General features: G+C 60.7%; 28 protein-coding genes. 19 read left to right on the top strand and 9 right to left on the bottom strand.

Annotation, left to right across the window (positions count from 1 at the left end; translation table 11 throughout):
- Positions 1-118: 118 nt before the first annotated feature.
- The 3 genes from MWU54_RS05185 (at position 119) to MWU54_RS05195 (ending at position 1600) form a co-directional block, all read left to right on the top strand.
- The gene (locus MWU54_RS05185; protein WP_247081281.1) at positions 119-469 is read left to right on the top strand and encodes a Lin0512 family protein; all 351 of its coding nucleotides are present in this window, start codon (positions 119-121) and stop codon (positions 467-469) included.
- Positions 466-822, top strand: a complete 357-nt coding sequence (locus MWU54_RS05190) for a Lin0512 family protein (RefSeq protein WP_247081282.1) — start codon at positions 466-468, stop codon at positions 820-822. The genes MWU54_RS05185 and MWU54_RS05190 overlap by 4 nt, the downstream gene beginning before the upstream one ends.
- Before the next feature lie 190 nt (positions 823-1012).
- On the top strand, positions 1013-1600 hold the full coding sequence (locus MWU54_RS05195) for a hypothetical protein (RefSeq protein ID WP_247081283.1): 588 nt from the start codon (positions 1013-1015) through the stop codon (positions 1598-1600).
- Positions 1601-1628: 28 nt separating this feature from the next.
- On the opposite strand, the gene MWU54_RS05200 is transcribed toward MWU54_RS05195, so the two are convergent.
- On the bottom strand, positions 1629-3263 hold the full coding sequence (locus MWU54_RS05200; RefSeq protein WP_247081284.1) for a SulP family inorganic anion transporter: 1635 nt from the start codon (positions 3261-3263) through the stop codon (positions 1629-1631).
- Positions 3264-3424: 161 nt separating this feature from the next.
- On the opposite strand from MWU54_RS05200, the gene MWU54_RS05205 reads away from it, so the two are divergent.
- From MWU54_RS05205 to MWU54_RS05215, 3 genes are read left to right on the top strand one after another with little or no spacing between them, the layout of a single operon-like run.
- The gene (locus MWU54_RS05205) at positions 3425-4312 is read left to right on the top strand and encodes an S-methyl-5'-thioadenosine phosphorylase (protein ID WP_247081285.1); all 888 of its coding nucleotides are present in this window, start codon (positions 3425-3427) and stop codon (positions 4310-4312) included.
- A gap of 14 nt (positions 4313-4326) precedes the next feature.
- Complete coding sequence (locus tag MWU54_RS05210; protein ID WP_247081286.1) at positions 4327-4950, top strand: LysE family transporter; 624 nt, start codon at positions 4327-4329, stop codon at positions 4948-4950.
- Between the two features lie 7 nt (positions 4951-4957).
- Positions 4958-5497, top strand: coding sequence for an adenine phosphoribosyltransferase (locus tag MWU54_RS05215; protein ID WP_247081288.1), 540 nt, complete (start codon positions 4958-4960; stop codon positions 5495-5497).
- A gap of 348 nt (positions 5498-5845) precedes the next feature.
- On the opposite strand, the gene MWU54_RS05220 is transcribed toward MWU54_RS05215, so the two are convergent.
- The 7 genes from MWU54_RS05220 to tldD form a co-directional block, all read right to left on the bottom strand.
- The gene (locus tag MWU54_RS05220) at positions 5846-6136 is read right to left on the bottom strand and encodes a GNAT family N-acetyltransferase (protein ID WP_247081290.1); all 291 of its coding nucleotides are present in this window, start codon (positions 6134-6136) and stop codon (positions 5846-5848) included.
- A complete protein-coding gene (locus MWU54_RS05225; protein WP_247081292.1) occupies positions 6129-6755 on the bottom strand; it encodes a CoA transferase subunit B in 627 nt (208 codons plus the stop codon). The genes MWU54_RS05220 and MWU54_RS05225 overlap by 8 nt, the downstream gene beginning before the upstream one ends.
- A 45-nt stretch (positions 6756-6800) precedes the next feature.
- The gene (locus MWU54_RS05230; RefSeq protein WP_247081294.1) at positions 6801-7871 is read right to left on the bottom strand and encodes a PAS domain-containing protein; all 1071 of its coding nucleotides are present in this window, start codon (positions 7869-7871) and stop codon (positions 6801-6803) included.
- A gap of 20 nt (positions 7872-7891) precedes the next feature.
- A complete protein-coding gene (locus MWU54_RS05235) occupies positions 7892-8596 on the bottom strand; it encodes a CoA transferase subunit A (RefSeq protein WP_247081296.1) in 705 nt (234 codons plus the stop codon).
- Between the two features lie 292 nt (positions 8597-8888).
- The gene (topA, locus tag MWU54_RS05240; RefSeq protein ID WP_247081298.1) at positions 8889-11489 is read right to left on the bottom strand and encodes a type I DNA topoisomerase; all 2601 of its coding nucleotides are present in this window, start codon (positions 11487-11489) and stop codon (positions 8889-8891) included.
- 213 nt (positions 11490-11702) lie between these two features.
- Complete coding sequence (dprA, locus tag MWU54_RS05245; RefSeq protein WP_247081301.1) at positions 11703-12836, bottom strand: DNA-processing protein DprA; 1134 nt, start codon at positions 12834-12836, stop codon at positions 11703-11705.
- A gap of 127 nt (positions 12837-12963) precedes the next feature.
- On the bottom strand, positions 12964-14385 hold the full coding sequence (tldD, locus tag MWU54_RS05250; protein ID WP_247081303.1) for a metalloprotease TldD: 1422 nt from the start codon (positions 14383-14385) through the stop codon (positions 12964-12966).
- Between the two features lie 188 nt (positions 14386-14573).
- On the opposite strand from tldD, the gene coxB reads away from it, so the two are divergent.
- The 11 genes from coxB (at position 14574) to MWU54_RS05305 (ending at position 24434) form a co-directional block, all read left to right on the top strand.
- Positions 14574-15452 carry a cytochrome c oxidase subunit II gene (gene coxB / locus MWU54_RS05255; RefSeq protein ID WP_247081305.1) on the top strand — a complete coding sequence of 293 codons (879 nt, stop codon included), beginning with the start codon at positions 14574-14576 and terminating at the stop codon, positions 15450-15452.
- Positions 15453-15531: 79 nt separating this feature from the next.
- Positions 15532-16473, top strand: coding sequence for a heme o synthase (cyoE, locus tag MWU54_RS05260; protein WP_247081307.1), 942 nt, complete (start codon positions 15532-15534; stop codon positions 16471-16473).
- Positions 16470-16634, top strand: a complete 165-nt coding sequence (locus MWU54_RS05265; RefSeq protein ID WP_247081309.1) for a hypothetical protein — start codon at positions 16470-16472, stop codon at positions 16632-16634. Before cyoE ends, MWU54_RS05265 begins: the two co-directional genes overlap by 4 nt.
- Positions 16631-17218 (top strand): cytochrome c oxidase assembly protein, encoded by a 588-nt coding sequence (locus tag MWU54_RS05270; protein WP_247081311.1) that lies wholly within the window; start codon positions 16631-16633, stop codon positions 17216-17218. Before MWU54_RS05265 ends, MWU54_RS05270 begins: the two co-directional genes overlap by 4 nt.
- 23 nt (positions 17219-17241) lie before the next feature.
- Positions 17242-18042, top strand: coding sequence for a cytochrome c oxidase subunit 3 (locus MWU54_RS05275; protein ID WP_247081313.1), 801 nt, complete (start codon positions 17242-17244; stop codon positions 18040-18042).
- 97 nt (positions 18043-18139) lie between these two features.
- Positions 18140-18835, top strand: a complete 696-nt coding sequence (locus MWU54_RS05280) for an SURF1 family protein (RefSeq protein ID WP_247081315.1) — start codon at positions 18140-18142, stop codon at positions 18833-18835.
- Positions 18835-20223 (top strand): threonine synthase, encoded by a 1389-nt coding sequence (gene thrC / locus MWU54_RS05285; protein ID WP_247081317.1) that lies wholly within the window; start codon positions 18835-18837, stop codon positions 20221-20223. The genes MWU54_RS05280 and thrC overlap by 1 nt, the downstream gene beginning before the upstream one ends.
- Positions 20220-21482, top strand: coding sequence for a pitrilysin family protein (locus MWU54_RS05290; protein ID WP_247081319.1), 1263 nt, complete (start codon positions 20220-20222; stop codon positions 21480-21482). The genes thrC and MWU54_RS05290 overlap by 4 nt, the downstream gene beginning before the upstream one ends.
- Positions 21482-22066, top strand: a complete 585-nt coding sequence (locus tag MWU54_RS05295; RefSeq protein WP_247081321.1) for a GNAT family protein — start codon at positions 21482-21484, stop codon at positions 22064-22066. Before MWU54_RS05290 ends, MWU54_RS05295 begins: the two co-directional genes overlap by 1 nt.
- Positions 22067-22155: 89 nt before the next feature.
- Positions 22156-22998: an MBL fold metallo-hydrolase gene (locus MWU54_RS05300; RefSeq protein WP_247081323.1), complete on the top strand. Its 843-nt coding sequence runs from the start codon at positions 22156-22158 to the stop codon at positions 22996-22998.
- Between the two features lie 14 nt (positions 22999-23012).
- Complete coding sequence (locus MWU54_RS05305; protein WP_247081325.1) at positions 23013-24434, top strand: FAD-binding oxidoreductase; 1422 nt, start codon at positions 23013-23015, stop codon at positions 24432-24434.
- Here MWU54_RS05305 and MWU54_RS05310 read toward each other — a convergent pair.
- Positions 24426-25235 (bottom strand): lytic transglycosylase domain-containing protein, encoded by an 810-nt coding sequence (locus MWU54_RS05310; protein WP_247081326.1) that lies wholly within the window; start codon positions 25233-25235, stop codon positions 24426-24428. The genes MWU54_RS05305 and MWU54_RS05310 overlap by 9 nt on opposite strands.
- A gap of 352 nt (positions 25236-25587) precedes the next feature.
- Here MWU54_RS05310 and MWU54_RS05315 point away from each other — a divergent pair, with 352 nt between their 5' ends.
- A complete protein-coding gene (locus tag MWU54_RS05315) occupies positions 25588-25776 on the top strand; it encodes a hypothetical protein (protein ID WP_247081328.1) in 189 nt (62 codons plus the stop codon).
- Positions 25777-25858: 82 nt separating this feature from the next.
- Complete coding sequence (locus tag MWU54_RS05320; RefSeq protein WP_247081330.1) at positions 25859-26047, top strand: hypothetical protein; 189 nt, start codon at positions 25859-25861, stop codon at positions 26045-26047.
- The last annotated feature ends 44 nt before the right edge of the window (positions 26048-26091 follow it).

The raw sequence follows: 26091 nt of genomic DNA on the forward strand, positions 1-26091 counted from the left end.
GTTCTCACCTCAAAGCATCCCCCGGATGGTTTGTGTGCGAGCGGCACAACCGGTTCGAAATGTTTCGCGCGCGAAACATTGGGTCCGATCCGGTCCTTTAAGAGAAGGTTAATACGACATGGCACTCAAACGACTTCTGACCGAATTCGGCATGGGATCATCGCTGCGGCGGCAGGACTATACCGAAGCGGCCTCGCGCGCGGTCCGGGATGCACTTTGGCACAATTCGATCAATCTGGCCGAGCTTTACGGCAAGGACAAATCCGAGATGCAGATCACGGTTGAGGTGGGCGTGCAGCAGCCTGACCAGGTCGACACCGGTACGATCCGTACGCTGTTCCCGTACGGTCAGGTCACCGTGGTGCCCCGCATAGGTGGTCTGGACGTGCCGCGCTCAGATGGCGGCAAACCGACGGTCATTGCAAACGTCGCGATCTCGGTCGCTTTGGATGTGGAGGGCGCGGCATGAGCGACCAGCGCTTTATCATCGAAATGGGGATGGGCAACGATCAGTACGGGATGGACTATACCAAAGCCGCCGCCCGCGCGATCGAGGACGCGATCCGGCATTCGTCCATCCCGCTGTTCGAGGCCACCAGCGTGCCACATGACCAGATGCGGGTGCAGGTGACAGTGGGGGTGGCTGATCCATCGCAAGTCGACTGCGCGGCCCTGGCAGAAAACCTGCCGCGCGGCCGGGCCAGTGTGCAGGCGGTCGAGGGCGGATTAAATGTGACCAACCCGGACACCGGCAAAACGCTTGTGATTGCGACGGCTGCGGTTGAGGCGTTTTTGCCCAGTCAAACGGCCGCTGACGCCTGATCGGTTGCGATTTAGGGGCCTTGGCCACCGGCACTCAACCCAAAACACAGGTTTGCGCCACAAGCCTTGTGCAACAGCCACGTCTTGACCCGAGACACGCGTTCATGGTTCGCTTGACGTAAGGTCAATATCGGCAGGCACTCCCTTTGCCGAATGATCGGTCACCGAAAGCCCAGGGAAGGACGTCACGATGCCATACGCGAGAAAGAACTGGCAACTCCACGAAGTTTCAATTGCCTTGTCAAACCCGGTGCACTCCGCTGCCGGACCGCATGCGCATTCGTCAAAACACGCCACCGCCGGAGAGCTTGCCAACCACCCGTTGTTTCAACGGGCGCGAGTGACCGCCACGGTGCATACCGACAACGCCAAGGATTCCAACGCGTCTTTTCACACCAAGGAAAGCGATGGCAGTTGGACAAACAACAGCAAGACCCGTCATGCCAATCCGCTGCCAAAGGCGGAGGTTGGAACGCATTCAACGCTGGACGTGCAAGACATGGCACCGGCGCTTGTCAATGCCTTGAACAGCGACCCGATGCAGGCGCATCTCGCGACATTGGATGGTGGTGGCGACATGAAGGTCCATGTCAATTTTTCAGCCAGCATCGGCACCGGCAACGTGCATCGCGCAGCAGGCAGTCACGCAGCCGCGATGAACTGCCTGTTTGTCTATTGCAAACCCAACCCGAACAACAAAGACGTGCCGATTTTTCAGACGGTGGTCCCGTCTGATACTCATAAGGCGGGGGGCAAAGACCCGATCATCACCGTCTGACAGGCCTGTGCTGGCCTGTCCCTTTTCGTCAGTGATCGCCCAGAATTCCGGTTTTGACACCGTAATCCACTGCCAGCGCGTAGTCGGGATCGTCGTCGTTTTCGACAACAAGGTGGCCCGCCTTGGACAGCAGTTTGTGGCAATCGCGGCTCAGGTGGCGGAGCTGGAGTTGTTTGCCAGCGGCTTCGTATTTGCCGGCCACGGCCTCGATCGCTTGAAGCGCCGATTGGTCCACGACGCGGCTTTGCGCGAAATCGGCGATCACGAGGTCGGGATCACCCGCCACGTCAAAGAGTTCGGTAAATCCATCAGATGAGCCAAAGAACAGAGGCCCCTGAATTTCGTAGACTTTTGCGCCTGTTTCCGTCCGGCTTTCGCGGGTGATAGCGTGGATGCGGCGGGCGTTGTTCCAGGCATAGGCCAGCGCCGAGACGATCACGCCGACAACCACCGCCACGGCGAGGTCTTCGAGCACGGTCACAACGGTGACGAGCAGGATCACGAAAGCGTCGGTCAGCGGCACTTTGCGCAGGATGGTGAGCGAGTTCCACGCAAACGTGCCGATCACCACCATGAACATCACGCCAACCAGCGCGGCGAGCGGGATCAGTTCGATCAGGGGTGCCGCAAACATGATGAAGATGAGCAGAAACAGCGCGGCGGCAATGCCTGCAACGCGGGTGCGCCCGCCCGATTTCACGTTGATCATCGACTGTCCGATCATCGCACAGCCCCCCATGCCGCCGAAAAAGCCGGTCACGGTGTTGGCGATGCCCTGGGCGATACATTCCTGAGACGCGCCGCCCCGTTCGCCGGTAATCTCACCCACAAGGTTCAGGGTCAGCAGGGATTCGATGAGGCCGATGGCGGCCAAGATCACCGCGTAGGGCAGGATGATCTGGAACGTCTCCCATGTGAGCGGGACAGTGGGGATGTGGAAGCTCGGCAAGCCGCCCTGGATGGAGGCCAGGTCGCCGACGCGTGGCACGTCGAGGTTGAAGCCGATCACCAATGCCGCGACAACCGCGATCCCGACAAGCGGCGCAGGGACGACACGGCTGATGCGGGGCATGACCCAGATGATCGCCATTGTGAGCACCGTGAGGCCCAGCATCAGGTAAAGCGGCATGCCCGACAGCCATTCGCCGCCACCAACGCCGTGGCCGGTGTTTTCCATTGTCCCAGGCACTTTGAATTGGCCCAGCTGGGCGAGGAAAATCACGATCGCCAGACCGTTCACAAAGCCCAGCATCACCGGGTGCGGCACAAGGCGAATGAACTTGCCCCATCGCAGCGCACCCGCGGTGATTTGCAGGATGCCCATCAGCACCACCGTGGCAAAGAGGTATTCGACCCCGTGCTGGGCAACGAGAGCCACCATGACAACCGCCAGCGCCCCGGTCGCGCCCGAGATCATGCCGGGGCGGCCACCGATCAGCGCGGTGATCAGGCCGACGAGGAAGGCAGCATACAGCCCCACCAACGGGTGCACACCGGCGACGAAGGCAAAGGCCACCGCCTCGGGCACCAGCGCAAGCGCGACGGTCAGACCGGACAGCAGTTCGATGCGGATACGTGCCGGGGTCAGGCGCTCTTTGGGCATCAGGCTGAGGTCAGGAATGGCAAGACGGTTGGCAAAGGAGGCCAGCAAACCTTTGGGCATACGCTCTCTCGGGGGCTTTGGGATCAGAGGGGTCGGATAATCGGTTCGCGGTCAAATGACCATTGCCCCATTTGCGCAACCGACATGCGTTGCCTGCATGTCACGGTTGATGTGGGGCGGGCGCACTGCAAAACTGGCGTCACCTTTGGGAAGGGCAGGATATGGTTCAGCGCAAACTTGGGGTGATCGGGGGGTCCGGTCTGTATTCCGTCGCTGGGTTGGCGGACGCGGAGTGGATCACGGTCGACACGCCTTGGGGGGCACCGTCGGACGCGCTGTTTTGTGGGCGGCTGGACGGCTTGGAGGTGGTGTTCCTGCCCCGGCACGGGCGCGGCCACGTGCACAGCCCGTCCGATGTGCCCTACCGCGCGAATGTCGATGCTTTGAAGCGGCTGGGGGTGACGGATGTGGTGAGTGTCAGCGCCTGCGGGTCGTTTCGGGACGACATGGCACCGGGGGATTTTGTGATCGTGGATCAGTTCATCGACCGCACGGTGGCGCGGGACAAGAGCTTTTTCGGCACCGGCTGCGTGGCGCATGTGTCGATGGCGCATCCGGTCTGTGGTGGATTGGGGGCAATCTGTGCCACAGCAGCGCGGGGCGCGAGGGTGACTGTCCACGACGGCGGGACCTATCTGGCGATGGAGGGGCCACAGTTTTCGACCATGGCGGAATCGCAATTTTATCGTGACCAGTGGGGATGCGCGGTGATCGGCATGACCAATATGCCCGAAGCCAAGCTCGCCCGGGAGGCCGAGCTGTGCTACGCGAGTGTGGCGATGGTGACGGATTACGATTGTTGGCATCCGCGCCACGACGCCGTGCAGGTGACTGATATCATTCGAGTTTTACACGGAAACGCCGAAAAGGCCCGGGCGATGATCGCGGCGCTTCCGGCGCTGTTGGGGACGGAGCACGCGCCCTGCCCGCACGGCTGTGACACCGCGCTGGAACATGCGCTGATCACCGCCCCCGAGGCCCGCGACCCAAGGATGCTCAAAAAGCTGGACGCGGTGGCGGGGCGCGTGCTTTCTGGGACGGCTGACTGACCGGAGACACCTTTATGCCGTTTGACCTTTGGCTGACCTTTGTGGCGGCATCAACCGCGTTGCTGTTGATCCCGGGACCCACCGTGCTGCTGGTGCTCTCCTACGCGCTGAGCCAGGGGCGACGGGTGGCCGTGGCGTCGGCCAGCGGCGTGGCGCTGGGGGATCTGATCGCGATGAGCCTGTCATTGGCGGGTCTGGGGGCGCTGGTGATGGCGTCGGCCATGTTGTTTACCGTTCTGAAATGGGTTGGGGCGGTGTATCTGGTGTGGCTTGGGATCAAGCTGATCCGGTCGGCCCCTGCCGCCGGTCTGCCGGATACCGCGCAGGCGTCCCATGCGCGCCACGTTTTTTCCCATGCGGCCCTGGTCACGGCGCTGAACCCGAAATCCATCGCGTTCTTTATTGCCTTCGTGCCGCAATTCATCACACCCGACGCGCCGCTTGGGCCGCAGTTTGCCATCCTGATCGCCACCTTTGTCGGTCTCGCCGCGCTTAATGCCTTTGCCTATGCGCTGGCCGCGGACCGGTTGCGGGGCTGGATCGGCAAGACCTCTGTCATCACCTGGCTGACCCGCGCAGGCGGGGCCACCCTGATTGCCATGGGCGCGCTGACCGCCATGGCGCGTCGCAGCACCTGAGGATTTTATGACCCCGACCAAGACCGTCAAAGACTACATCCGCACCATTGTCGATTTTCCGCATGAAGGGATCATGTTCCGCGACGTGACCACGCTTTTCGCGGATCCGCGCGGGTTTCGCATGGCGATTGACCAGTTGCTGCACCCCTATGCCGGTGTGCGGTTCGACAAGGTGGTCGGACTGGAGGCGCGCGGGTTTATCCTTGGCGGCGCGATTGCGCACCAGTTGTCCGTGGGCTTCGTGCCGATCCGCAAGAAAGGCAAACTGCCCGGCGCGGTGATTTCGGAAGAATATTCACTGGAATATGGCGAAGCCATCATGGAGGTGCATGACGACGCCATTCAGGCCGGTGAGAAGATCCTGCTGGTGGATGACCTTCTGGCGACGGGCGGCACCGCCGAGGCCGGTCTGAAACTGATCGAACGGCTGGGTGGCGAGACCATTGGCTGCGCGTTCGTGATCGACCTGCCGGAACTGGGCGGGCGCGCCAAGCTGGAAGCGATGGGCATGGATGTGCACGCGCTTTGCGCGTTTGAGGGGCTTTGATCCTAATCAGGACGCCAAAACCAAACGCTGTGTAGCAATCGTCAGAGCATTTGGCCTTGGCGACTGAATGACCGTCTTGCTGGGCGGATCGGACCTTGAGCACAAGCTGCGCATTGACGACGCGCGCGGTGGCGATACGACCTTAGAGATGAGCGCTTAATGCTTGCCAAATCCGTGTGACCTCAAGGCATTGCGCTGACGACACCCAATCGCCGCCGCGTGGGGGCGCGTCGGCGATGCGCGGCGGCCTGCGGCCTTGAACCCGCGCATTTAAGGAAGAATTACGTGCGTTATGTTTGTGGGGGCGCACGCTGAGGCAGACCGCCCAACTGGCACCGTGTCGACGCGTCAGACGTTAAACGCGTCGGCCCAGTCCGGGTGTTTGCGGCGCTGTGCGTTCACAAACGGGCAGAGCGGAACGATCCTGAAGCCCTCGGCACGGGCGTCCGCGACCATCCGTGTGACCAGCGCCACCCCGGCCCCGGTCCCGCGAAAGGCATCCGGGACACCCGTGTGATCCGCAATCCGCATCTTGGGGGATGCGATCGAATAGGTCAGTTCCGCCTCTGCCCCGTCGAGTTGAATGACGTATCGGCCCTTGGCGCCGTCCTCTTCCCGGGTGATGTCGAACTCAGACAAGTGTGGCCTGCGTCGCGGCGCGCAGTTCGTCTTCGGTCACGCCGTCTGCGGTCTCAACGATTTTCAAACCGCCGTCCACCACATCCAGCACACCCAGATTGGTGATGATCCGGTCCACCACGCCCTTGCCGGTCAGGGGCAGCGTGCATTCCTTGAGCACCTTGCTGTCGCCATGCTTGTTGGTGTGGTCCATCACAACCACCACGCGGCCCACACCGGCGACAAGGTCCATTGCGCCGCCCATGCCTTTGACGAGCTTGCCGGGAATCATCCAGTTTGCCAGATCGCCGTTTTCCGCGACTTCCATCGCACCGAGGATCGCCATGGCAATCTTGCCGCCGCGGATCATGCCAAAGCTGGTCGCGCTGTCGAAATACGAGGTCTGCGGCAATTCCGTGATGGTCTGCTTGCCCGCGTTGATCAGGTCCGGGTCTTCTTCACCTTCATAGGGAAACGGACCCATGCCCAACATGCCGTTTTCGGATTGAAGGGTCACCTCAACACCATCCGGAATGTGGTTGGACACCAGCGTCGGAATCCCGATGCCGAGGTTCACATACCAACCGTCCTGCAGTTCCTGGGCGGCGCGTGCGGCCATTTGATTGCGGTCCCATGCCATGATTGGTCGTCCCTTCGTTTGTCTTCAGCGCACAGATGTGCGGCGTTAATCTTTGATATCGGTAAAGCCGACGGGCACGTCGACCATAATCACGGTTCCGGCAGCCCCGCGCGCCACGTTCAGCGTCGCGTCCAGACCGTCGAGAAGCGATGTCACCAGCAGTCCTCCGACAGATGTCTTGGAGGGATACGCGTGTTTTGATGGAATGCCCACACCGTCATCGGCAATCGTCATCCGCAGACCGCCCGCCGCCAGCCGGTTGACGCGCAGTTCGAGATAGCCCTGATCCAACCCGTCAAACGCATGCTGAAACGCGTTCGACACCAGTTCGAAGGTCATCAGCGCCACGCGGATCGCGGTTTCCAGGTTCACCTCAAGCGGTTCGACCAGAGACACGAAGCGCACGCCGGGGCGGCCTTCGTTATGGGCGATGGTGTGCGAGATCCGCGACAGGAGCGACCCGAGGTCGATGCCGTCGCGATTCCACTGTTCATCGGCAAGCTGCATTTCTTCGTAGACGAATTGCAGGCATTCCAGACGGCGCGGCAACACATCAAGGGCGCGCAGCAGCCGAACCCGGTCTTCTTCGGATTTGGGCATCGTGCGGTCGCGGTTGTCGACCAGCGAACTGACAATCAGGCCCAGATCCTTGCTGACCCGTGAACAGACCGAATCAAGATGCAGACGCGCAGCGTCATTGGCCTGATCCTGCTCTTCGTCGCGCAGCTCTTTCTGGATGCCGAGGAAATAGACCGGCTTGCCCTGCGCATCCAGAATCGGTGCCATCAGCAGGCGGTTCACAAACGGCTCACCATTGGCGCGGTAGTTCAGGATATCGACGCTTATGTCTTCCAGCGCCTCGATTGCGGAACGCATCCGGCGCACGGTGTCGGGGTCGGTATCCGGCCCCTGCAGGAACCGGCAATTGCGGCCGATGACCGAGGATCGCTGATAGCCGGTTGTGCGTTCGAACGCGTCGTTGATGTAGACGATCGGGTTGTCGCGGGAGTTCGGGTTCGTGATGACCATAGAGACATCGAGTCGGGAAAACCCGGCCAGGGCCTGACTGTCGTCAAGCACAGATGTCAGCTTACGCTTCTCCGCAACGCGTTCCACGGGTTCGATCTAAATCCTTGTTACGCCGCCGGACGCGGACGGGTGGTGCGCTGTTCAATGCGCTTTTCATGGTCACCCTGAATGATCCGGTGCACGTAGATACCCGGCAGATGAATGTGATCCGGGTCCAGTTCGCCCGGTTGCACGATCTCTTCGACCTCCATGATGCAGACCTTGCCGCACATCGCCGCCGGCGGATTGAAGTTGCGCGCGGTCTTGCGGAAAATCGCGTTGCCGGTTGTGTCGGCTTTCCAGGCTTTGACGATGGACAGGTCGGCAAAGATGCCTTCTTCCATGATGTAGGTTTCGCCGTTGAAGTCGCGGTGGTCCTTGCCTTCGGCAATCACCGTGCCAACACCGGTTTTGGTGTAAAAGCCCGGGATCCCGGCCCCACCGGCGCGCATGCGTTCGGCCAGCGTGCCTTGCGGATTGAATTCCAGCTCCAGCTCTCCGGACAGGTACTGACGCATGAATTCCGCGTTTTCCCCCACGTAAGAGCTGATCATCTTTTTGACCTGGCGGGTCTGCAACAGGATCCCGATGCCAAAATCGTCCACACCCGCGTTGTTGGAGGCAAAGGTCAGATCCTTAGCCCCACTGTCGCGGATGGCATTCAAAAGCAGTTCCGGAATGCCGCTGAGACCGAATCCGCCTGCTGCGATCAGCATCCCGTCCGTCAGGACCCCATCCAGTGCCTCGGCCGCCGATCCGTAGACCTTTTTCATCGACATTCCCCTTATCGTCCTAATCGCACTGCTTGTGGCGTGTCGGACCGATTAAGTCAACGGCTGCGCGTGCGCTTCCCGCGACTGTCAACTTGTCACGACATTGAAAAGGTTGACACTTTCAGGCGGGTGATTGGTCAACATCTGCCTATTAATTGTGCGTTTTATGTCTGAGGGGGCTGCGTTTGGGACGGTGACCCACCGCAGTGGTGGGTCGTGCAGCATGGCACGCGTGGCGTGATGGTTCGCGCGGCGTCCGGATGGGGCCGCGCGGTGCTGTGCGATTTGCCCGTCAGGACGCGGATTTCTTGGCGGCCGGTTTCTTGGCGGCTGGTTTTTTCGCGGCTGATTTCTTGGCCGCGGGCTTTTTTGCTGCCGCTTTTTTCGCAGGTTTCTTCTTGGTGGTCTTCTTGGCAGCTTTTTCGGCGATCAACGCCAGCGCCATGTCCATTGTGACGGCGTCCGGCTCTACGTCTTTGGGCAAGGTCGCATTGACCTTTTCCCATTTTACATACGGCCCATAGCGGCCGTCCATCACCGCGATCATTCCGCCATCTTCGGGATGTTCGCCCAGCTCTTTCAATGGCTTGGCCGCAGCCCCGCGTCCGCGACCCGGATTGGCGCGTTTTTCGGCCAGCAGTTCCACCGCGCGGTTCATCCCGATCTCGAACACATCGGTGGGATCCTTGAGGTTGGCATAGACCGGTTTCGCGTCCTCCGGTCCCTTGTGCATGATATACGGGCCAAACCGTCCGAAATTGGCGCTGATCGCGCCGCCTTCGGGGTGTTCACCAACCACCCGCGGCAGGCTGAGCAAGGTGAGTGCCTTTTCCAGCGTCATCTCATCGGCCTGCCAGCCCTTGGGCAGGCTGGCGCGCTTGGGCTTCTTGTTGTCCTCGGTCACTTCACCGCGCTGCACATAGGGGCCAAACCGCCCCGAGCGCAGGGAAATTTCGTCGCCTTGGTCTTCGCCCAGCACGCGGTCGCCGGTTTCGGCCGCATCGCCGCCAATGGGGCGGGTGTAGCGACATTCGGGATAGCGACCGCAGCCCACGAACCCGCCGGTGCGCGAGGTCTTGAGATGCAGCTGCCCTTCGCCACACAGCGGACAGGTGCGCGGATCGCTTCCGTCTTCGCGTGGCGGATACAGTTGCGGGGCCAAGGCATCATCCAGCACGTCGAGCACCTCGGTAATGCGCAGTTCCGAGGTTTCGCCAATCGCTGCCGAGAAGTCGCGCCAGAAGCGGTCGAGCAGGACCTTGTAGTCCTTCTCTCCGGCGCTGACATCGTCCAGTTCGGCTTCAAGCGCGGCGGTGAAATCGTATTCCACGTAGCGTTTGAAGAAATTGAGCAGGAAGATCGTAACGATCCGGCCCTTGTCTTCGGGGATCAGGCGGTTCTGATCCTTGCGGACATATTCGCGGTCCTGGATCGTGGTGATGATGCTGGCATAGGTCGAGGGGCGACCGATGCCCAGTTCTTCCATCCGCTTGACCAGCGTTGCCTCGGTATAGCGGGGCGGTGGCTGGGTGAAATGCTGGTCAGGCGTGATGCTGCGCTTTTGGGCCGGTTCGCCCTGGGCGATCTGAGGCAGGCGCTTGTCATCGTCATCGACCACGGCGTCATCGCGGCCCTCTTCGTAGACCCGCAGGAACCCGTCGAACAGCACGACCTGACCGGTGGCCCGCAGCACAACCTGACCGTCGTCACTACCTACATCCACGGTGGTGCGCTCAAGACGCGCCGATTCCATCTGGCAGGCGAGCGTCCGCTTCCAGATCAGATCGTACAGCTTGCGCTGGTCCGGTTCGCTGATTTTCAGGCTGGCGGCATCCTTGGACATATCCGTTGGGCGGATACATTCGTGCGCTTCCTGTGCGTTCTTGGCCTTGTTTTTATAGATCCGCGGGCTTTTGGGCACGTAGGAGTCGCCATAGCGATCCTTGATTGCGGCGCGGGCTTCTTCCACGGCTTCGGGGGCCATGTCGATCCCGTCGGTCCGCATATAGGTGATGTGCCCGGCCTCGTAGAGGCGCTGCGCGGCGTTCATTGTTTGGCGCGCACCCATGCCGAATTTGCGGCTGGCTTCCTGCTGCAGCGTCGAGGTCATGAAGGGGGCCGACGGGTTGCGGGAGCCCGGCTTAGCCTCGACCGATTTCACGGTCAAATCGCGACTGCTGATCGCCTGAACGGCCAGTTCCGCCTGGGTTTCGTTCTCGAGATCGTAGCGGTCGAGCTTATTGCCCGCGAGCACCGTCAACCGAGCTTCGTATTCCTGCCCGCGCGGTGTTGCCAGCAGCGCCTTGACGGACCAGTATTCGCGCGCCTTGAAGGCTTCGATCTCCATCTCACGTTCGACAATCAGGCGCAGGCAGACCGATTGCACACGACCCGCGCTGCGCGCGCCGGGAAGTTTGCGCCAGAGCACCGGGCTCAGGTTGAAACCCACAAGGTAATCAAGCGCGCGGCGGGCCAGATACGCATCCACCAGCGGCACATCAATATCGCGCGGATTGGCCATCGCTTCGGTCACGGCGGCCTTGGTGATGGCGTTGAAGGTGACGCGTTTGACATCGGTGGATTTCTTGATCGCCCGGCGCTTGGTCAACGCTTCTTTCAGGTGCCAGGAAATCGCTTCGCCTTCGCGGTCGGGGTCAGTCGCAAGAATGATGGCGTCGTCGTTTTTCAACGCATCGGCGATGGCCGCGACATGTTTGCGGGAATCAGCGCCGACTTCCCATTTCATCTCGAATTCGTTGTCCGTATCGACCGATCCGTCTTTAGGCGGCAGGTCCCGCACATGCCCGTAAGACGCCAGAACAGTGTAATCGGACCCCAGATATTTGTTGATCGTTTTGGCTTTGGCCGGAGATTCGACAACAACTACTGGCATTGCGCGCTACCCTTTTTATACAGCCCGGAAGCGGCCCGGGTGGACCGCATATGGCGGCGCAAGATGTGGTGTGCAAGCGCGAATTGTCAATCGGTCGCAGAGCGTGACGCCGCTTATGTGCCGGGACGCGTCAAAAGCGGCAGCACGGGGGGAAACGGTGTCTCATGCGCGCTCTCTGCACTGATAAAACGTTTTTTACCATGGGCTTACAACCTAGCTGACGCGCGAAACGAGCCCCCCCGGATGGCGATGCACCCGCCCTTCCATTTCCAGGTCCGTCAGGGCCGGAGACACCGCACGTGATGTCGCACCCAGATCGCGGATCAACTGGTCCTCCCCCACGGGGGATGGGCCAAGCCGGTTCAGGATATCCTGATGCAACCGGGCCGTTTGCGCCAGGCTGCGCGGTTGCGGCGGCGGTGCAAGCGGCAATTCCGGAGCGGGTTCGGCAATCGGGGCAAGGGCTTCGATCACGTCCTCGGCGTTGCGCACAAGGCGCGCGCCGTCCCGCAAGAGCATATTGCATCCCCCTGCCCGCGCATCGAACGGATGGCCGGGTACAGCCATCACATCGCGCCCCTGATCCAATGCGGCGCGCGCGGTGATGAGAGACCCGGATTTTGCCGCCGCTTCGACCACGACAACGGCTTTGGCCAGCCCCGAAATGATGCGATTGCGGGCCGGAAAGTGCCGCGCCTGCGGGTGCAGGCCCATGGGTTGTTCACTCAGCCGGACACCGCCCTTGGTCACGATGTCCTGCGCCAATGCCGTGTTTTCGGCTGGGTAAATCACGTCGACACCGCCGCCCAGAACCGCGACGGTTGCCGCGTCGAGTGCCGCCAGATGCGCCGCCGTATCGACGCCTCGCGCCATGCCGGAGACGATTACAAAGCCAGCCTCGGCCAATCCGCCTGCCAGTGATCGCGCCATGCGGGTGCCCAGAGACGACGCGTTGCGCGCACCGACAAGGGCGATCATTGGCTTGGTCAGAGTTTCGACGGCACCGATGGCCCAGAGCAAGGGCGGCGCATCGTCAAGTTCCGCCAGAGACGCGGGATAGTTGTCATCGCCGCGACAGAGCAGTTGCGCACTGTGCTGGCGGGCCGCGGTGAGTTCGGCTTGAACGACGCCTTCGGGGCAAACCGCGTAGTTTTCGACCCCGGCTGCGCGGGCAATTTCGGGCAGATGATCCAGCGCTGTTGCGGCAGAGCCGTATTCGCCCATCAGGCGGTAAAACGTGCTGATCCCGACACGTCGGGAGCGCAAGAGACGGAGCCAGTCGACCTTTTGGTCTTCCGTGGTGGGTGGGATTAGGGGGTGAGTGGAAGAGTTGTGTTCCAATGGCATCCTGTCCCCGTCTGCTTGCAGGAACAGGAATAGCCATTCACTGGTTAATCAGGCGTAAACCCAATCGAGATTCGTGCGACAAATCGGCAGCGCGCGCCATATACCATTGTTTTCGAATGGAAAATTTTTACGCCTGAGCCCCGCCGACGGTCAAACCTCCGATCATCACGGTGGGCTGACCAACGCCAACCGGCACCCATTGACCCTGTTTGCCGCAATTCCCCATGCCGGGATCAAGCGACATGTCGTTGCCCAGCGCGCGAATCTGTTTCAGGGCGGTGGCCCCGTCGCCGATCAATGTGGCGCCTTTGACCGGGGCGCCGACCTTGCCGTCTTTGACGCGGTAGGCTTCGGTACATGAAAACACGAACTTGCCGTTGGTGATATCGACCTGGCCACCGCCAAAGCCAACCGCCCAGATGCCGTCCTTCAGATCCGCAACGATTTCACCCGGATCGGCATCACCGCCCAACATATAGGTGTTGGTCATGCGCGGCATCGGGATGTGGGCGTAGCTTTCACGCCGCCCGTTGCCGGTTGGGGCCACTCCCATCAAGCGCGCGTTCTGGCGGTCCTGCATGAAGCCGACCAGTTTGCCGTCTTCGATCAGCACGTTCTTGCCCGACGGTGTGCCCTCGTCATCTACGGTGATCGACCCGCGGCGATCGGGGATCGTGCCGTCATCCAGCACCGTCACCCCCTTGGAGGCCACCTGCTGGCCCATCAACCCGGCAAAGGCCGAGCTGCCTTTGCGGTTGAAATCGCCCTCCAGCCCGTGCCCGACAGCTTCGTGCAACAGGATCCCGGGCCAGCCGGGGCCAAGCACGATGTCCATCACCCCGGCCGGGGCGGGCACGGCGTCAAGGTTGACCAGCGCAATGCGCAACGCTTCGCGGGCCTTGTCCTGCCAGTCGGACGGATCGAGCAATCCATCCAGCATCACGCGCCCGCCACCGCCTGCCGTTCCCGATTCGCGGCGGCCGTTCTGTTCGACGATCACGCTGACATTCACCCGGGTCATCGGGCGGGTGTCGGACACCAATGTGCCTTCGGGGCGCAGGATGGCGACCTCTTGCAAGGACGCCGCGATGGTCGCGCTGACCTGAACCACCCGCGCGTCCAAATCGCGGGCAAAGGCGTCGATCTCGCGCAGGGTGTCGACTTTGACGGGAAAACTGTGCCCGGCAATCGGATCGGCATCGGTATAGAGCTTTGTGTTTGTGCCAGATGGCCGGTCGGCCAGGGTGCCGCCCCCCTCGCCCACAGCCAGCCGGGCAGTTTCCGTGGCCCGTTTGATCGCCGCTTCGGAGATATCGGTGGAATGCGCGTATCCCGCGACCTCGCCGCGCACAGCCCTGAGGCCAAACCCTTCGGAAGCGTCATAGCTGGCCGTCTTGACACGCCCGTCATCGAACACCAGCACCTCGGACCGGCGACGTTCCAGGAACAACTCCCCATCCTCGGCCCCGGCCACGGCCTCTTTGAGCAGCGAAAGCGCTCTGTCCTGATCCAAATGCGTCTCAAACGGCTGGAATGACGACTCTGACATGAAACCTCCGGGGGGCTTTGTTGATCTAGATCAAAGAAAGTGCGGTTTTGCCGCAAGCAAGCTGCTTTTCCTGATGCACAGAATATGGTTTTAACCGTCGCCAAGACAACGGGGCGTGCAGACTCGCGGGATGCGAGGTGACTGTTTTCCCCGAACTCGAACAAACTCGCAACCGATCAGGGTAAGACATGCAACTCAAATCATTGCTCCTGGGCTTGACCGCCGCTCTTGGTGCCGCACCCGCGTTTGCACAGCAGACACTGGAAACAATTGGCCGTCCGGTCGATTCGGGCACCGGCTTTCAGCCTGCCGTAACCGAACTCGCGCGGGACCTTCAGTGGCTGGACGGCCTGATCCTCGTGATCATCACCGTCATCGTGCTTTTTGTGACGGCGCTGCTGGCCTATTGCGTCGTACGGTACAACCGCAAAGCCAACCCAACGCCATCCACCTTCACCCATAACAGCCCGATCGAGATTGCATGGACCGTGGGTCCCATTCTTGTTCTGGTGTTCATTGGTGCATTTTCGCTGCCCGTTCTGTTCAAGCAGCAGGAAATCCCCGAAGGCGACCTGACCATCAAGGTCACCGGATACCAGTGGTACTGGGGCTACGAATATGTCGGTGAAGACGTGGCCTATGATTCCTACATGATCGGATCGCCCTTCACCGGTGGCGAAAACCGCATGTCCCCTGAAGTTGAAGGCCAGCTGATCGAGGCAGGCTTCACGAAGGAAGACTTCCTTCTGGCGACAGACACATCCGTGATTGTTCCGGTTGGCAAAACCGTCGTGATGCAGGTCACTGCCGCGGACGTGATCCATTCCTGGACCATCCCGGCGTTCGGCGTGAAGCAGGACGCGGTTCCCGGCCGTCTGGCGGAACTGTGGTTCAACGCGGAGCAGGAAGGCATCTATTTCGGCCAGTGTTCGGAACTCTGCGGTCTTGCACATGCGTACATGCCGATCACCGTCAAAGTGGTGAGCCAGGATGCCTATGATGCCTGGTTGGCTGCCTCCAAGGACGCCGGCGAATATGTCGACGTTCGGACTGTTCTGACCAACTGAACCTGACACAGGCGCGCGGGATCGACCGCGCGCCGTGATCCCTGCACGGCCCCCCTGCCCCAACTTTGTTGAGACACTCGTGACCGATACAAGCATCAACACCCAAGCACACAGCCACGACACCGAAGCGCAGTTCAGCGACTACTTTGCGTTGCTCAAACCGCGCGTGATGACGTTGGTTGTTTTCACAGCGTTTGTCGGTCTGTTGGCCGCACCGACACCGGTACACCCGTTCATCGGCTTCTGTGCGATCCTGTTTATTGCCATCGGTGGCGGCGCGTCTGGTGCGCTGAATATGTGGTGGGATGCCGATATTGATGCGGTGATGAAGCGCACGCAGCGCCGTCCGATTCCTGCGGGCAAGGTCACCGGTGATGAGGCATTTGCCATCGGTATTGCACTGTCGGCCTTTTCGGTTGTGTTCCTTGGGCTGGCTTCAAACTGGGTGGCTGCAGGGCTTCTGGCCTTTACCATTTTCTTTTACGTCGTGATCTACACGATGTGGCTCAAGCGCTGGACACCGCAGAACATCGTGATCGGTGGCGCGGCAGGCGCGTTCCCTCCGATGATCGGCTGGGCGGTGGCAACCGGCGGGATCAGCGTTGAATCGGTGCTGATGTTCTGCCTGACATTCATGTGGACGCCGCCGCATTTCTGGGCGCTGGCGCTGTTCATGCGCAAGGATTATGACAACGCGGATGTTCCGATGCTGACGGTCACACATGGCCGTCGCTCCACCCGCATTCACATTCTGGTCTACACTGTGCTGCTGGCCGTTCTGGCCATTGGAGCCGGGTTCACCTCTATCGGCGGGCCGATCTACCTGACGGTTGCCGTGGTTCTGAACGTATTGTTCCTGCGGGGCGCGGTGCAGATCTGGAAGCGCGACGAGGATATGTCGGAAGAGGACAATTTCCTTGTCGAGCGCAAATTCTTCAAACTGTCGTTGCTTTACCTCTTCGCCCATTTCGGTGCGATCCTGGTGGAAGCCGGTTTCGACAAGTTCGGAGTGTGGGCATGAGCCTGTCAAAACAACACGAGCTTCACACGCGCCGATACAGCCGCAACGTGGGTGTCGGACTGGTTCTGGTTGGTGTGATCGCAATCGTTTTTGGACTAACCGTCGTGAAAGTCACGCGCGGAGACTATGAACCTGCCTCGACACAAACGGTGACACAATGAAGACACTTGATCCGAAGACCAAGACGGCTCTCCAGGGGTTTGGCGTTGTTCTCTTCATGGGGGCGATGGCCTGGGCGTCGGTGCCACTTTATGACTGGTTTTGCCGCGTGACCGGCTATGGCGGCTCTACGAATGTTGCCGAAGCGGGCAGCACGGAAATTCTGGACCGGACCATCAAGGTGCGGTTCGACGCGTCGCTTGAACGCGGCATGCCGTGGGAATTCAAGCCCATGCAGCTTGAGGTGGAACTGCGCCTAGGCGAAGAAGGTCTGGCCTTTTACGAGGCCTACAACCCGACCGACAAGCCGATCGCAGGCTCGGCCAGCTACAATGTCGCGCCGTTTGGCGCGGGGCTCTACTTTTCGAAAATCGCGTGTTTCTGCTTTGAAGAGCAGATCCTGATGCCCGGTGAACGGGTTGAGATGCCCGTCAGCTTCTTCGTTGATCCTGACATCATCAACGACGCTGACGCAAAACACGCAAAACACATCACCCTGTCTTATACGTTCCACGAGATCGAGATGTCTGAAGAAATGCAGGCCATGCTCGACGTTGACGCATCTGACAGCGGTTCTTTGAACTAACGCATAGCCACGAGGGACTACACATGGCGCACGCAAAAGATCATGATTATCACATTCTGAACCCCTCAGTCTGGCCATTTATCGGCGCAGTCGCAGGGTTCGTGATGCTCTTCGGGGCCGTACTTTGGATGCACGGCAGTGGCCCGTGGATGTTCCTTATCGGCTTGGTTGGCGTTCTTTACGTCATGTTCGGCTGGTGGGCAGACGTTGTCACGGAAAGCCACGTTGGCGATCACACGCCGGTGGTGCGGATCGGTCTGAAATACGGGTTCATCCTGTTCATCATGTCCGAAGTGATGTTCTTTGCCGCGTGGTTCTGGAGCTTCTTCAAGCACGCGATGTACCCGATGGGCCCCGACAGCCCGGCGATTGACGGTGTCTGGCCTCCGGCAGGTATCGAGACGTTCGATCCGTGGCACCTGCCCCTGATCAACACGCTGATCCTGCTGTGCTCGGGTGCGGCCGCCACATGGGCCCACCACGCGCTGGTCCATGAGGACAATCGCGAAGACATGAAGTGGGGCCTGATCATCGCGATTGGTCTGGGTGTGATCTTCACAGGCCTGCAGGCTTATGAATACACGCATGCGGGCTTTGGCTTTGCTGGCAACATTTATGGCGCCAACTTCTTCATGGCGACCGGTTTCCACGGCGCGCACGTGATCATCGGCACGATCTTCCTGTTTGTCTGCTACCTGCGCCTGCGTCGTGGGCACTTTACCCAGGACAAGCATATCGGGTTCGAAGCGGCTGCGTGGTACTGGCACTTTGTTGACGTGGTCTGGCTGTTCCTGTTCGCCGCGATCTATGTCTGGGGTCAGTAAGACCGGCACGTCGGTTCCGGCTTGAACCGGGCCGACCACCAAGGATAAAGCAAGGCGCGCCCCACCGGCGCGCCTTTGTCATGTACCGGAGCCCGAATTGTCCCGACATATCGTCCCATTGCTGTTTGGTCTGATCGGGACCGCGATCCTGCTGTGGCTGGGCACATGGCAGATGCAGCGGCTTGAGTGGAAGCGCGGTGTTCTGGCCGAGATTGAAGAGCGTATCAGCGGTCCGTTCGAAGCGATCCCACCCCTGTCTGTGGTGATGCCTGACCGGGACCGCTACCAGCCCGTCGCGCTGATCGGAGAGATCGGTTCAGAGGAAGCGCTGGTGTTGGTGTCGCAAAAACGGATCGGCGCGGGATACCGCGTGATCTCGCCCTACACGCTGAATGACGGGCGGCGCGTCCTGTTGGACCGGGGCTTTATCCCCGTGGACCAGCGCGACGCCGACCGTACGCGGCTGGGCGAGACGGTGGAGGTGCAGGGCAATCTGCACTGGCCGGATGACCGCAACAGTTCGACACCCGAGAATGACATCGCGGGCAACACATGGTTTGCGCGGGACATCGACCAGATGTCAGAGGTGCTGGGCACAGAACCGGTGTTGGTGATTGCCCGCAACATGTCGCCACCTGATCCCGGTGTGACGCCCCTGCCGGTGGACACCAGCGGGATTCCAAACGATCACCTGCAATACGCGATTACGTGGTTTTCGCTCGCCTTTATCTGGGTGGTGATGACGGGCACGTTTATCTGGCGGCAACGCAAAGGCAAGGAAGGCACGGCCTGATGCAATACATCTCGACCCGCGGCAAAGCCCCGGCGCTTGGATTTGAAGACACGATGCTGTCGGGCCTCGCCCGCGATGGGGGCCTCTATGTGCCCGAAACGATCCCGACGCTGTCTGCCGACGACATCCGCGCGATGCACGGCCTGCCCTATGAGGACATCGCCTACCGCGTCATGCGCCCGTTTGTGGGTGACGCATTCACCGATGAGGTGTTCGCGGACCTGATCGCCAAGGCCTATGCCACGTTCGGCCACGACGCCCGCGCGCCTTTGGTGCAACTGGGATCGGGGCATTTCCTGCTGGAGCTGTTCCACGGGCCGACGCTGGCCTTCAAAGACTTTGCGATGCAGCTGATCGGTCAGATGTTTCAGGAGGCGCTTTCGCGCTCTGGCAAGCGTGTGACCATCGTCGGGGCGACGTCGGGCGATACAGGCTCTGCCGCGATTGAAGCATTCCGGGGTCTGGACGCGGTGGATGTGTTCATTCTTTACCCGCATGGCCGCGTGTCTGAAGTGCAGCGCCGCCAGATGACCACGCCGACCGAATCCAACGTGCACGCGTTGGCGCTTGAGGGCGACTTTGACGATTGTCAGGCGCGGCTCAAGGACATGTTCAACGATTTCGACTTCCGCGATGGGGTCAAATTGGCGGGTGTGAACTCGATCAACTGGGGCCGCGTTCTCGCGCAGGTGGTTTACTACTTCTCGTCTGCCGTGTCTTTGGGTGCCCCGGATCGCAAAGTCAGCTTCACGGTGCCGACCGGAAATTTCGGGGACATCTTCGCAGGCTATATCGCCAAGCGCATGGGCCTGCCGATTGACCGGCTGGTGGTAGCAACGAACCAGAACGACATCCTGCACCGCTGCCTGAGCACGGGCGGCTATGTGACCGACAGCGTCACCCCGTCGATCAGCCCGTCGATGGACATTCAGGTGTCGTCGAACTTTGAACGCGCCTTGTTCGATGCCTATGACCGCGATGGCAATGCGGTGGCGCAACTGATGGGTGAACTCAAAGCAGGTGGCTTCCACGTCAGCCAAGGCGCGATGCAGGTGCTGCGCGAACACTATGACAGCGGGCGCGTGTCCGAGGAGGAAACACTTGCGATGATCACACATGCCAACGCGCATATGGGCGAGTTGCTTTGCCCACATTCGGCGATCGGTGTGCAGGTTGCGGAAAAGTTGAAGGACCCGAGCGTGCCGATGATCACCCTCGCCACCGCGCATCCCGCCAAATTCCCCGACGCGGTTGAAAAGGCCAGCGGCATCCGCCCGCCCCTGCCCGAGCGGATGGCGGACCTGTTTGACCGTGACGAACGGCTGACGCGGGTGCCCAACGACCTTGCCCAACTTGAAACGCTTATCAAAGATCGGATCGCCTCTTGACCGTCCAGACCGCCACGCTTTCAAACGGCTTTCGCATCGTCACCGAGCATATGCCCGGTCTGGAAAGCGCCGCTATCGGGATCTGGGTGACCGCAGGCGGGCGGCACGAGCGCCCCGAGCAGAACGGCATCGCGCATTTCCTGGAGCATATGGCGTTCAAAGGGACCGAGACGCGCAGCGCGTTGCAGATCGCCGAGGCGATTGAGGATGTGGGCGGGTATATCAACGCCTACACGTCGCGCGAGGTCACAGCCTATTACGCGCGTGTGCTGCGCAGCGATACCGGGCTGGCGCTGGATGTGATCGCGGACATTTTGCGTAACCCTGTGTTTGACCCCAAAGAGATCGAGGTGGAACGCCACGTGATCCTGCAGGAAATCGGGCAAGCGCTGGATACCCCGGACGACGTGATCTTTGACTGGCTGCAAGAGCGCGCCTATCCCGATCAGGCGCTTGGCCGCACCATCCTTGGCGAGACCGACCGCGTATCGCGCTTTTCCGAAGCCGACCTTCGGACCTTTGTGGCCGAGCATTACGGCCCCGATCAGATGATCCTGTCAGCGGCCGGTGCGGTTGATCACGAGGCGGTTGTGCGGCAGGCCGAAGCATTGTTTGCCGATATGCCCAACCGCCCTGCGCTTTCCGCCGACAGTGCGCAGTTTGAAGGCGGCGAAAGCCGTCAGGTCAAGGATCTGGAACAGGCCCATATCGCGCTGGCGTTTGAATCGCCGGGATACCGCGATCCGGCGTTTTATGCCGCACAGGTCTATTCGGTGGCACTTGGCGGCGGCATGTCGAGCCGTCTGTTCCAGGAAATCCGCGAAAAGCGCGGGCTCTGTTACACCATATTTGCCCAGACCGGCGCCTATAGCGACACAGGCATGACAACGATTTATGCCGGGACCAGCGGGGACGAGATCCACGATCTTGCGCATCTGACCGTTGACGAGATGAAACGCGCCGCAGACGACATGTCCCCTGCCGAGGTGGCGCGGGCGCGGGCGCAGATGAAGGCGGGCTTGCTGATGGGGCTGGAAAGCCCGTCGTCGCGCTGTGAACGGCTGGCGCGTATGACCCAGATCTGGGGCGAGGTTCCGGCGCTGGAAGACACCGTGTCGCGCATCGACAGCGTGACCACCGGGGACGTGCGGGCGTTTGCCGATCATCTGGTGCGCGAAGCCCCGGCTGCACTGGCGCTTTATGGCCCTGTGGACGCCGCACCGGATCTGGACGCTTTGCATCAACGTCGCGTGGCCTGATGCTCGGACTGCGGCGCAAACTCCGGCTGGATACAGAGCGGATGGTGCTGCGGCCACCGATGCACAGCGATTTCAATCCGTGGAGTGCCCTGCGGCGCGACAGCGAGGCCTTTCTGGCCAAGTGGGAACCCAGCTGGGCCGAAGACCATCTGAGCCGGAGAGCTTTTACCAACCGGGTGTATTGGGCCAATCGCGCAATTTCGAGCGGGACGGCGGTGCCGTTGTTCCTGTTGCGGCGCGAGGACAATATGCTTCTGGGCGCGATCACGCTGGACAATATCCGGCGTGGTCCGGCACAGGCGGGCACGCTGGGCTACTGGATTGGCGAGCCCTTCGCGCGCGAAGGGTATATGCGCGAAGCCATCGAGGCGGTGGTGCATTATGCCTTTGATCGCCTGGATCTGAGCCGGATCGAGGCCGCCTGTCTGCCGGAAAACCAGGCCTCGCGCGGGTTGCTGGAAAAATCCGGGTTCAAATACGAAGGTGTGGCGCAAAGCTATCTGCAGATCGACGGACGCTGGCGCACGCATGTCCTTTACGCGCAACTGCGGCTGGACCGGCGCGGACGGACGGATGCCGGGTAAAAGGCCGTTCGAACGGCCTTGATCAAGCCTCTTCAAAGAGGCTTGCACCGTCCCGGCGCTGAGCTACCTTTTCGGCAGGAGGTATTGCGATGAGATTGGCCCAGCTGCTGTTCACACTTTGCCTGACTTGCGTTGCCGGAGCCGCAATGGCCCAATCCGAGACGCGCCGGGCAAGCCACTGCCTTGCCATCGCTGACGCCACTCCCGGTGCCGCCTATATCCATAAAGCGTCCTGGACCGAACCGGTGCCCGAGTTCAGCGTCCGTCTTCACTATGTCGCGCATGCAACCTTTCTGTTGCAGACACCGGGCGGCTTGAACGTTGCCACGGATTTCACCGGGTTCCTGGGCAACACGCAGATGATCCCGGATGTCGTGACCATGAACCACGCGCACGAGACCCATTGGACCGCCTATCCCGATCCGGCCATCAAGCATGTTCTGCCCGGCTGGGGGCCGTTCGGGGAAGGGATTGAGCATCACCTTGACCTGGGCGAGATGCTTGTGCGCAACGTCTCGACCGATATCCGGTCGCGCATGGGCGGGACCGAGGAAAACGGCAATTCGATCTTTATCTTCGAAGTTGAAGGCCTGTGTATCGGCCATCTGGGCCACCTGCATCACGAACCCAATGAACAGCAATACGCCGCGATCGGGCGGCTGGATGTGGTCATGGTGCCGGTGGACGGCGGCTATACCCTGCCCCGCGAGGTGATGGTGCGGATCGTGGAGCGGCTCAAGTCCAGCGTTGTGATCCCGATGCACTGGTTTTCGGGGTTTGCGCTCGATGCCTTTCTGGAACAGGTGCAGGACAGTTTCATCATCGACCGCCGCGACAGCGCGTTCCTGGAGCTGTCATTGCGGGATTTGCCGTCGCGGCCTACGGTGGTGGTTCTGCAGCCGCAATGGCTGAGAGATGCCCAAGACCCTTGATCCGGAGACGATTCATGCCGCGCGATTCTGCTGACAGTTCTTTCATCGACACGCTGTCTCAGCATTTTACAGCCGATATGTTTGCACCGGCTGAGCAATCCTACCTTGAAGAACCGCGTGGCCGCTGGCAGGGCGCTGGCGGATTTGTTGCGCGCCCGCGCACAACGCAAGAGGTTGCCGCCTTGGTCAAAGCCTGTGGCGACGCAGGGATTGGTATTGTGCCCTATGGGGGTGGCACCGGGCTTGTCGGCGGCCAGATCGCACCGGACAGCGATGCCAAGACGCCGCTGATCCTGTCGCTGGAGCGCATGACGAACATCCGCGCGGTCTATCCGCAAGAGAACGTTCTGATCGCCGATGCCGGGGTCATCCTGGCCAATATCCAGTCAGCGGCGGCAGAGCAGGATCGGTTGTTCCCCTTGTCGCTGGCCTCTGAAGGGTCGGCCCGGATTGGCGGGTTGCTGAGCACAAATGCCGGAGGGGTGAACGTGCTGCGCTACGGAAATGCGCGTGACCTGTGTCTGGGGCTGGAAGCGGTGATGCCGGATGGATCGATCTGGCATGGGCTTAAGCGTCTGCGCAAAGACAACACCGGCTACGATCTGCGCAATCTTCTGGTTGGGGCAGAGGGCACCTTGGGGATCATCACCGCCGCGGCGCTCAAGCTTTTTCCGAAACCGGCAAGCCAGGGCACCGCGTTTTTTGCCATCCGCGACGCCACTGCCGCGCTTGAGCTGTTGTCCCTGGCGCGCGCGCAGTTGGGAGAGAGCGTCAGTGGCTTTGAGTTGATACATAAGACGGGCCTCGACTTTCTGACCGAGCAACTGCCGGACATCCGGCAACCGTTTTCCGGGCAGCCGCCAGAATGGATGGTGTTGATTGATATCGGGCTGCCGCGCGGACTTGATCCGCAGGCGGCACTTGAAGACCTGTTCATGAGCGCAGAAGCCGAGGGCATTTCCAACGATGCCGTGATCGCGCAATCCGAAGCGCAACGGACCGAATTCTGGTCGGTACGGGAACACATCCCCGAGGCCAACCGCCGGATCGGATCGGTCTCAAGCCATGATGTGTCTGTGCCGCTGGGCGAATTGCCGGTGTTTATTTCCCGTGTCGGACAGGCGATTTCCGAAATCGGGGCGTTCCGGGTGAATTGCTTTGGCCATGTGGGCGATGGCAACCTGCACTATAATGTCTTTCCGCCGCCCGGACAGTCGCGCAATGACTTTCTTGAGGAACGCGACCGGATCAAACGGGTGGTGCATGACATCACACATGATCTTGGCGGATCGATCAGTGCCGAACACGGCATTGGCCGCCTGAAGAAAGCCGATTTGGCCCGCTATGGCGATCCGGTCAAACTGGCAAGCATGCGGGCCATCAAGGACGCGCTGGATCCCAAGGGCATCATGAACCCCGGTGCCGTGCTACCGTGATGCGACGCGGAACACACAGCCATCGGTGACAAGCTGTGGCGGCGTCAGGCACAGGCCCTTGGCGGTCTGGAACGCCGCCAGCACCTTGGGCACGTAAGCGCGCGTTTCGGCATAGTCGGGAACCCCGTTGTTGCGCAGCACGGCGTTTTCCCCGGCATTGTACCCGGCCAGCACAAGAATGACGTCGTTGTCGAACGTCTCCATCAGGAAATCGAGGAAGGCCACGCCGCCCTTGATGTTCTGCGCAGGGGACAGGCGGTCCTGAACGCCAAAGCGTTCGGCGGTGGCGGGCATGAGCTGCATCAGCCCTTGCGCCCCGGCAGAGCTTTGGGCGTCCTGCCGACCCGACGATTCAACCGCGATGACGGCAAGCGCCAATGCTGGGGATACACGCGTGCCCACGGTGGTCATCAGGATCTCGCGCCCATGTTGTTCGGCGATGTTCTGCAGGTCCTGCAAACGTGGGGCAGCAACGCCTTGCCCTGCCGGTGGATTGGACAGACGCACTAAGGCGGGCCCCAAACGCCCCGGGCCCTTGGCATCAAGAGATGGGGAAATGTCGCCCCAGAACCACGAATAGGTGTCGCCACCACCGGCCCGCGGTTGCGCGGCCGGGGTTGCGGGTGCTGCAGCCACGCGAGGCGCTTGCGGGGCGATTTGGACGGTGATGCGTTTCTTGGCTCCCGATGACGGTGGCTTGACGCGTTTGGCGGAAAATTCGGGAAATGGGGCCGGTTCTGCATATGCGCCGGTCGTACAGAACGACATGGCACAGACCGCCATGATCAAAAATCGATTCATTGTCAGGTTCCTGCTCGATACCCGTTTTTCCGAATTATCGCACAATCTGCACGTCAAAGCCATTTCGTTTCTATTCCGGCTTCAATGCAATTCGCGAAACCCCCGAAAAAAGCCGGTATTAATGAAAAGTTAGCTTAATTGATTTTTTTTAAGCGTTTTAAAACAATGTGTTGGGCGAAAATAGGTCGCTTTTTTCGCAGGCTGCAAAATCGGACCAATCGCGTCAAACTGCTGCCCCAATCCAAGGTCAAAAACTACTCATCCAAGACGGGATGGAGCGAAAGAGAGAGCGCTCAACACAAAGTTCCGGACTTGGCCAACGTGAGCAAAACTAGGACTAATGGAGACTAACATGATCAAGTTCATCAAAAACTTCCGCAAAGACGAAAACGGCGCCGTAACAGTTGACTGGGTTGTTCTGACAGCCGCGGTCGTGGGCCTCGCAGTTGCAGCCTACACAGCAATCGAAGGCAACACCACAGGCCTGATCGGTGCTGCAGGTGGCGCGGTTGCTGGCCAGAACGACGGCTTCGGCAGCTAATAGCTCCTTAGGATAGAAATATCCCTCGGGAAAGGTGCGCCAATTGCGCCTTTCCCAGCCGCCTAATACGAAGGAGTATAGCGTGACAAGTTTTCTGAATAAATTCCGTAAGGACGAAGACGGCGCAGTCACAGTTGACTGGGTTGTTCTTACCGCCGCGGTCGTAGGGTTGGCAGTTGCTGCCTGGACGACAATCGAAACCAACTCTGTTGGTCTGATTGGCGCCGCAGGTGGTGCCGTTGCCGGCCAAAACGACGGCTTCGGAAGCTAAGCGAAAAGCTCTTGGCTTTGATCAGGGTGCGCCTCGGCGCTCCC

Origin of the sequence: Marivita sp. S6314 (assembly GCF_023015985.1) — a bacterium.
Taxonomy (GTDB): domain Bacteria; phylum Pseudomonadota; class Alphaproteobacteria; order Rhodobacterales; family Rhodobacteraceae; genus Marivita.

Excerpts from the sequence above, each read along its gene's own strand:
- MWU54_RS05185 (WP_247081281.1), top strand. The coding sequence starts at position 119 with ATGGCACTCAAACGACTTCTGACCGAATTCGGCATGGGATCATCGCTG.
- MWU54_RS05190 (WP_247081282.1), top strand. The coding sequence starts at position 466 with ATGAGCGACCAGCGCTTTATCATCGAAATGGGGATGGGCAACGATCAG.
- MWU54_RS05195 (WP_247081283.1), top strand. The coding sequence starts at position 1,013 with ATGCCATACGCGAGAAAGAACTGGCAACTCCACGAAGTTTCAATTGCC.
- MWU54_RS05200 (WP_247081284.1), bottom strand. The coding sequence starts at position 3,263 with ATGCCCAAAGGTTTGCTGGCCTCCTTTGCCAACCGTCTTGCCATTCCT.
- MWU54_RS05205 (WP_247081285.1), top strand. The coding sequence starts at position 3,425 with ATGGTTCAGCGCAAACTTGGGGTGATCGGGGGGTCCGGTCTGTATTCC.
- MWU54_RS05210 (WP_247081286.1), top strand. The coding sequence starts at position 4,327 with ATGCCGTTTGACCTTTGGCTGACCTTTGTGGCGGCATCAACCGCGTTG.
- MWU54_RS05215 (WP_247081288.1), top strand. The coding sequence starts at position 4,958 with ATGACCCCGACCAAGACCGTCAAAGACTACATCCGCACCATTGTCGAT.
- MWU54_RS05225 (WP_247081292.1), bottom strand. The coding sequence starts at position 6,755 with ATGGCATGGGACCGCAATCAAATGGCCGCACGCGCCGCCCAGGAACTG.
- MWU54_RS05235 (WP_247081296.1), bottom strand. The coding sequence starts at position 8,596 with ATGAAAAAGGTCTACGGATCGGCGGCCGAGGCACTGGATGGGGTCCTG.
- topA (WP_247081298.1), bottom strand. The coding sequence starts at position 11,489 with ATGCCAGTAGTTGTTGTCGAATCTCCGGCCAAAGCCAAAACGATCAAC.
- dprA (WP_247081301.1), bottom strand. The coding sequence starts at position 12,836 with ATGCCATTGGAACACAACTCTTCCACTCACCCCCTAATCCCACCCACC.
- tldD (WP_247081303.1), bottom strand. The coding sequence starts at position 14,385 with ATGTCAGAGTCGTCATTCCAGCCGTTTGAGACGCATTTGGATCAGGAC.
- coxB (WP_247081305.1), top strand. The coding sequence starts at position 14,574 with ATGCAACTCAAATCATTGCTCCTGGGCTTGACCGCCGCTCTTGGTGCC.
- MWU54_RS05265 (WP_247081309.1), top strand. The coding sequence starts at position 16,470 with ATGAGCCTGTCAAAACAACACGAGCTTCACACGCGCCGATACAGCCGC.
- MWU54_RS05270 (WP_247081311.1), top strand. The coding sequence starts at position 16,631 with ATGAAGACACTTGATCCGAAGACCAAGACGGCTCTCCAGGGGTTTGGC.
- MWU54_RS05275 (WP_247081313.1), top strand. The coding sequence starts at position 17,242 with ATGGCGCACGCAAAAGATCATGATTATCACATTCTGAACCCCTCAGTC.
- thrC (WP_247081317.1), top strand. The coding sequence starts at position 18,835 with ATGCAATACATCTCGACCCGCGGCAAAGCCCCGGCGCTTGGATTTGAA.
- MWU54_RS05295 (WP_247081321.1), top strand. The coding sequence starts at position 21,482 with ATGCTCGGACTGCGGCGCAAACTCCGGCTGGATACAGAGCGGATGGTG.
- MWU54_RS05300 (WP_247081323.1), top strand. The coding sequence starts at position 22,156 with ATGAGATTGGCCCAGCTGCTGTTCACACTTTGCCTGACTTGCGTTGCC.
- MWU54_RS05305 (WP_247081325.1), top strand. The coding sequence starts at position 23,013 with ATGCCGCGCGATTCTGCTGACAGTTCTTTCATCGACACGCTGTCTCAG.
- MWU54_RS05310 (WP_247081326.1), bottom strand. The coding sequence starts at position 25,235 with ATGAATCGATTTTTGATCATGGCGGTCTGTGCCATGTCGTTCTGTACG.
- MWU54_RS05315 (WP_247081328.1), top strand. The coding sequence starts at position 25,588 with ATGATCAAGTTCATCAAAAACTTCCGCAAAGACGAAAACGGCGCCGTA.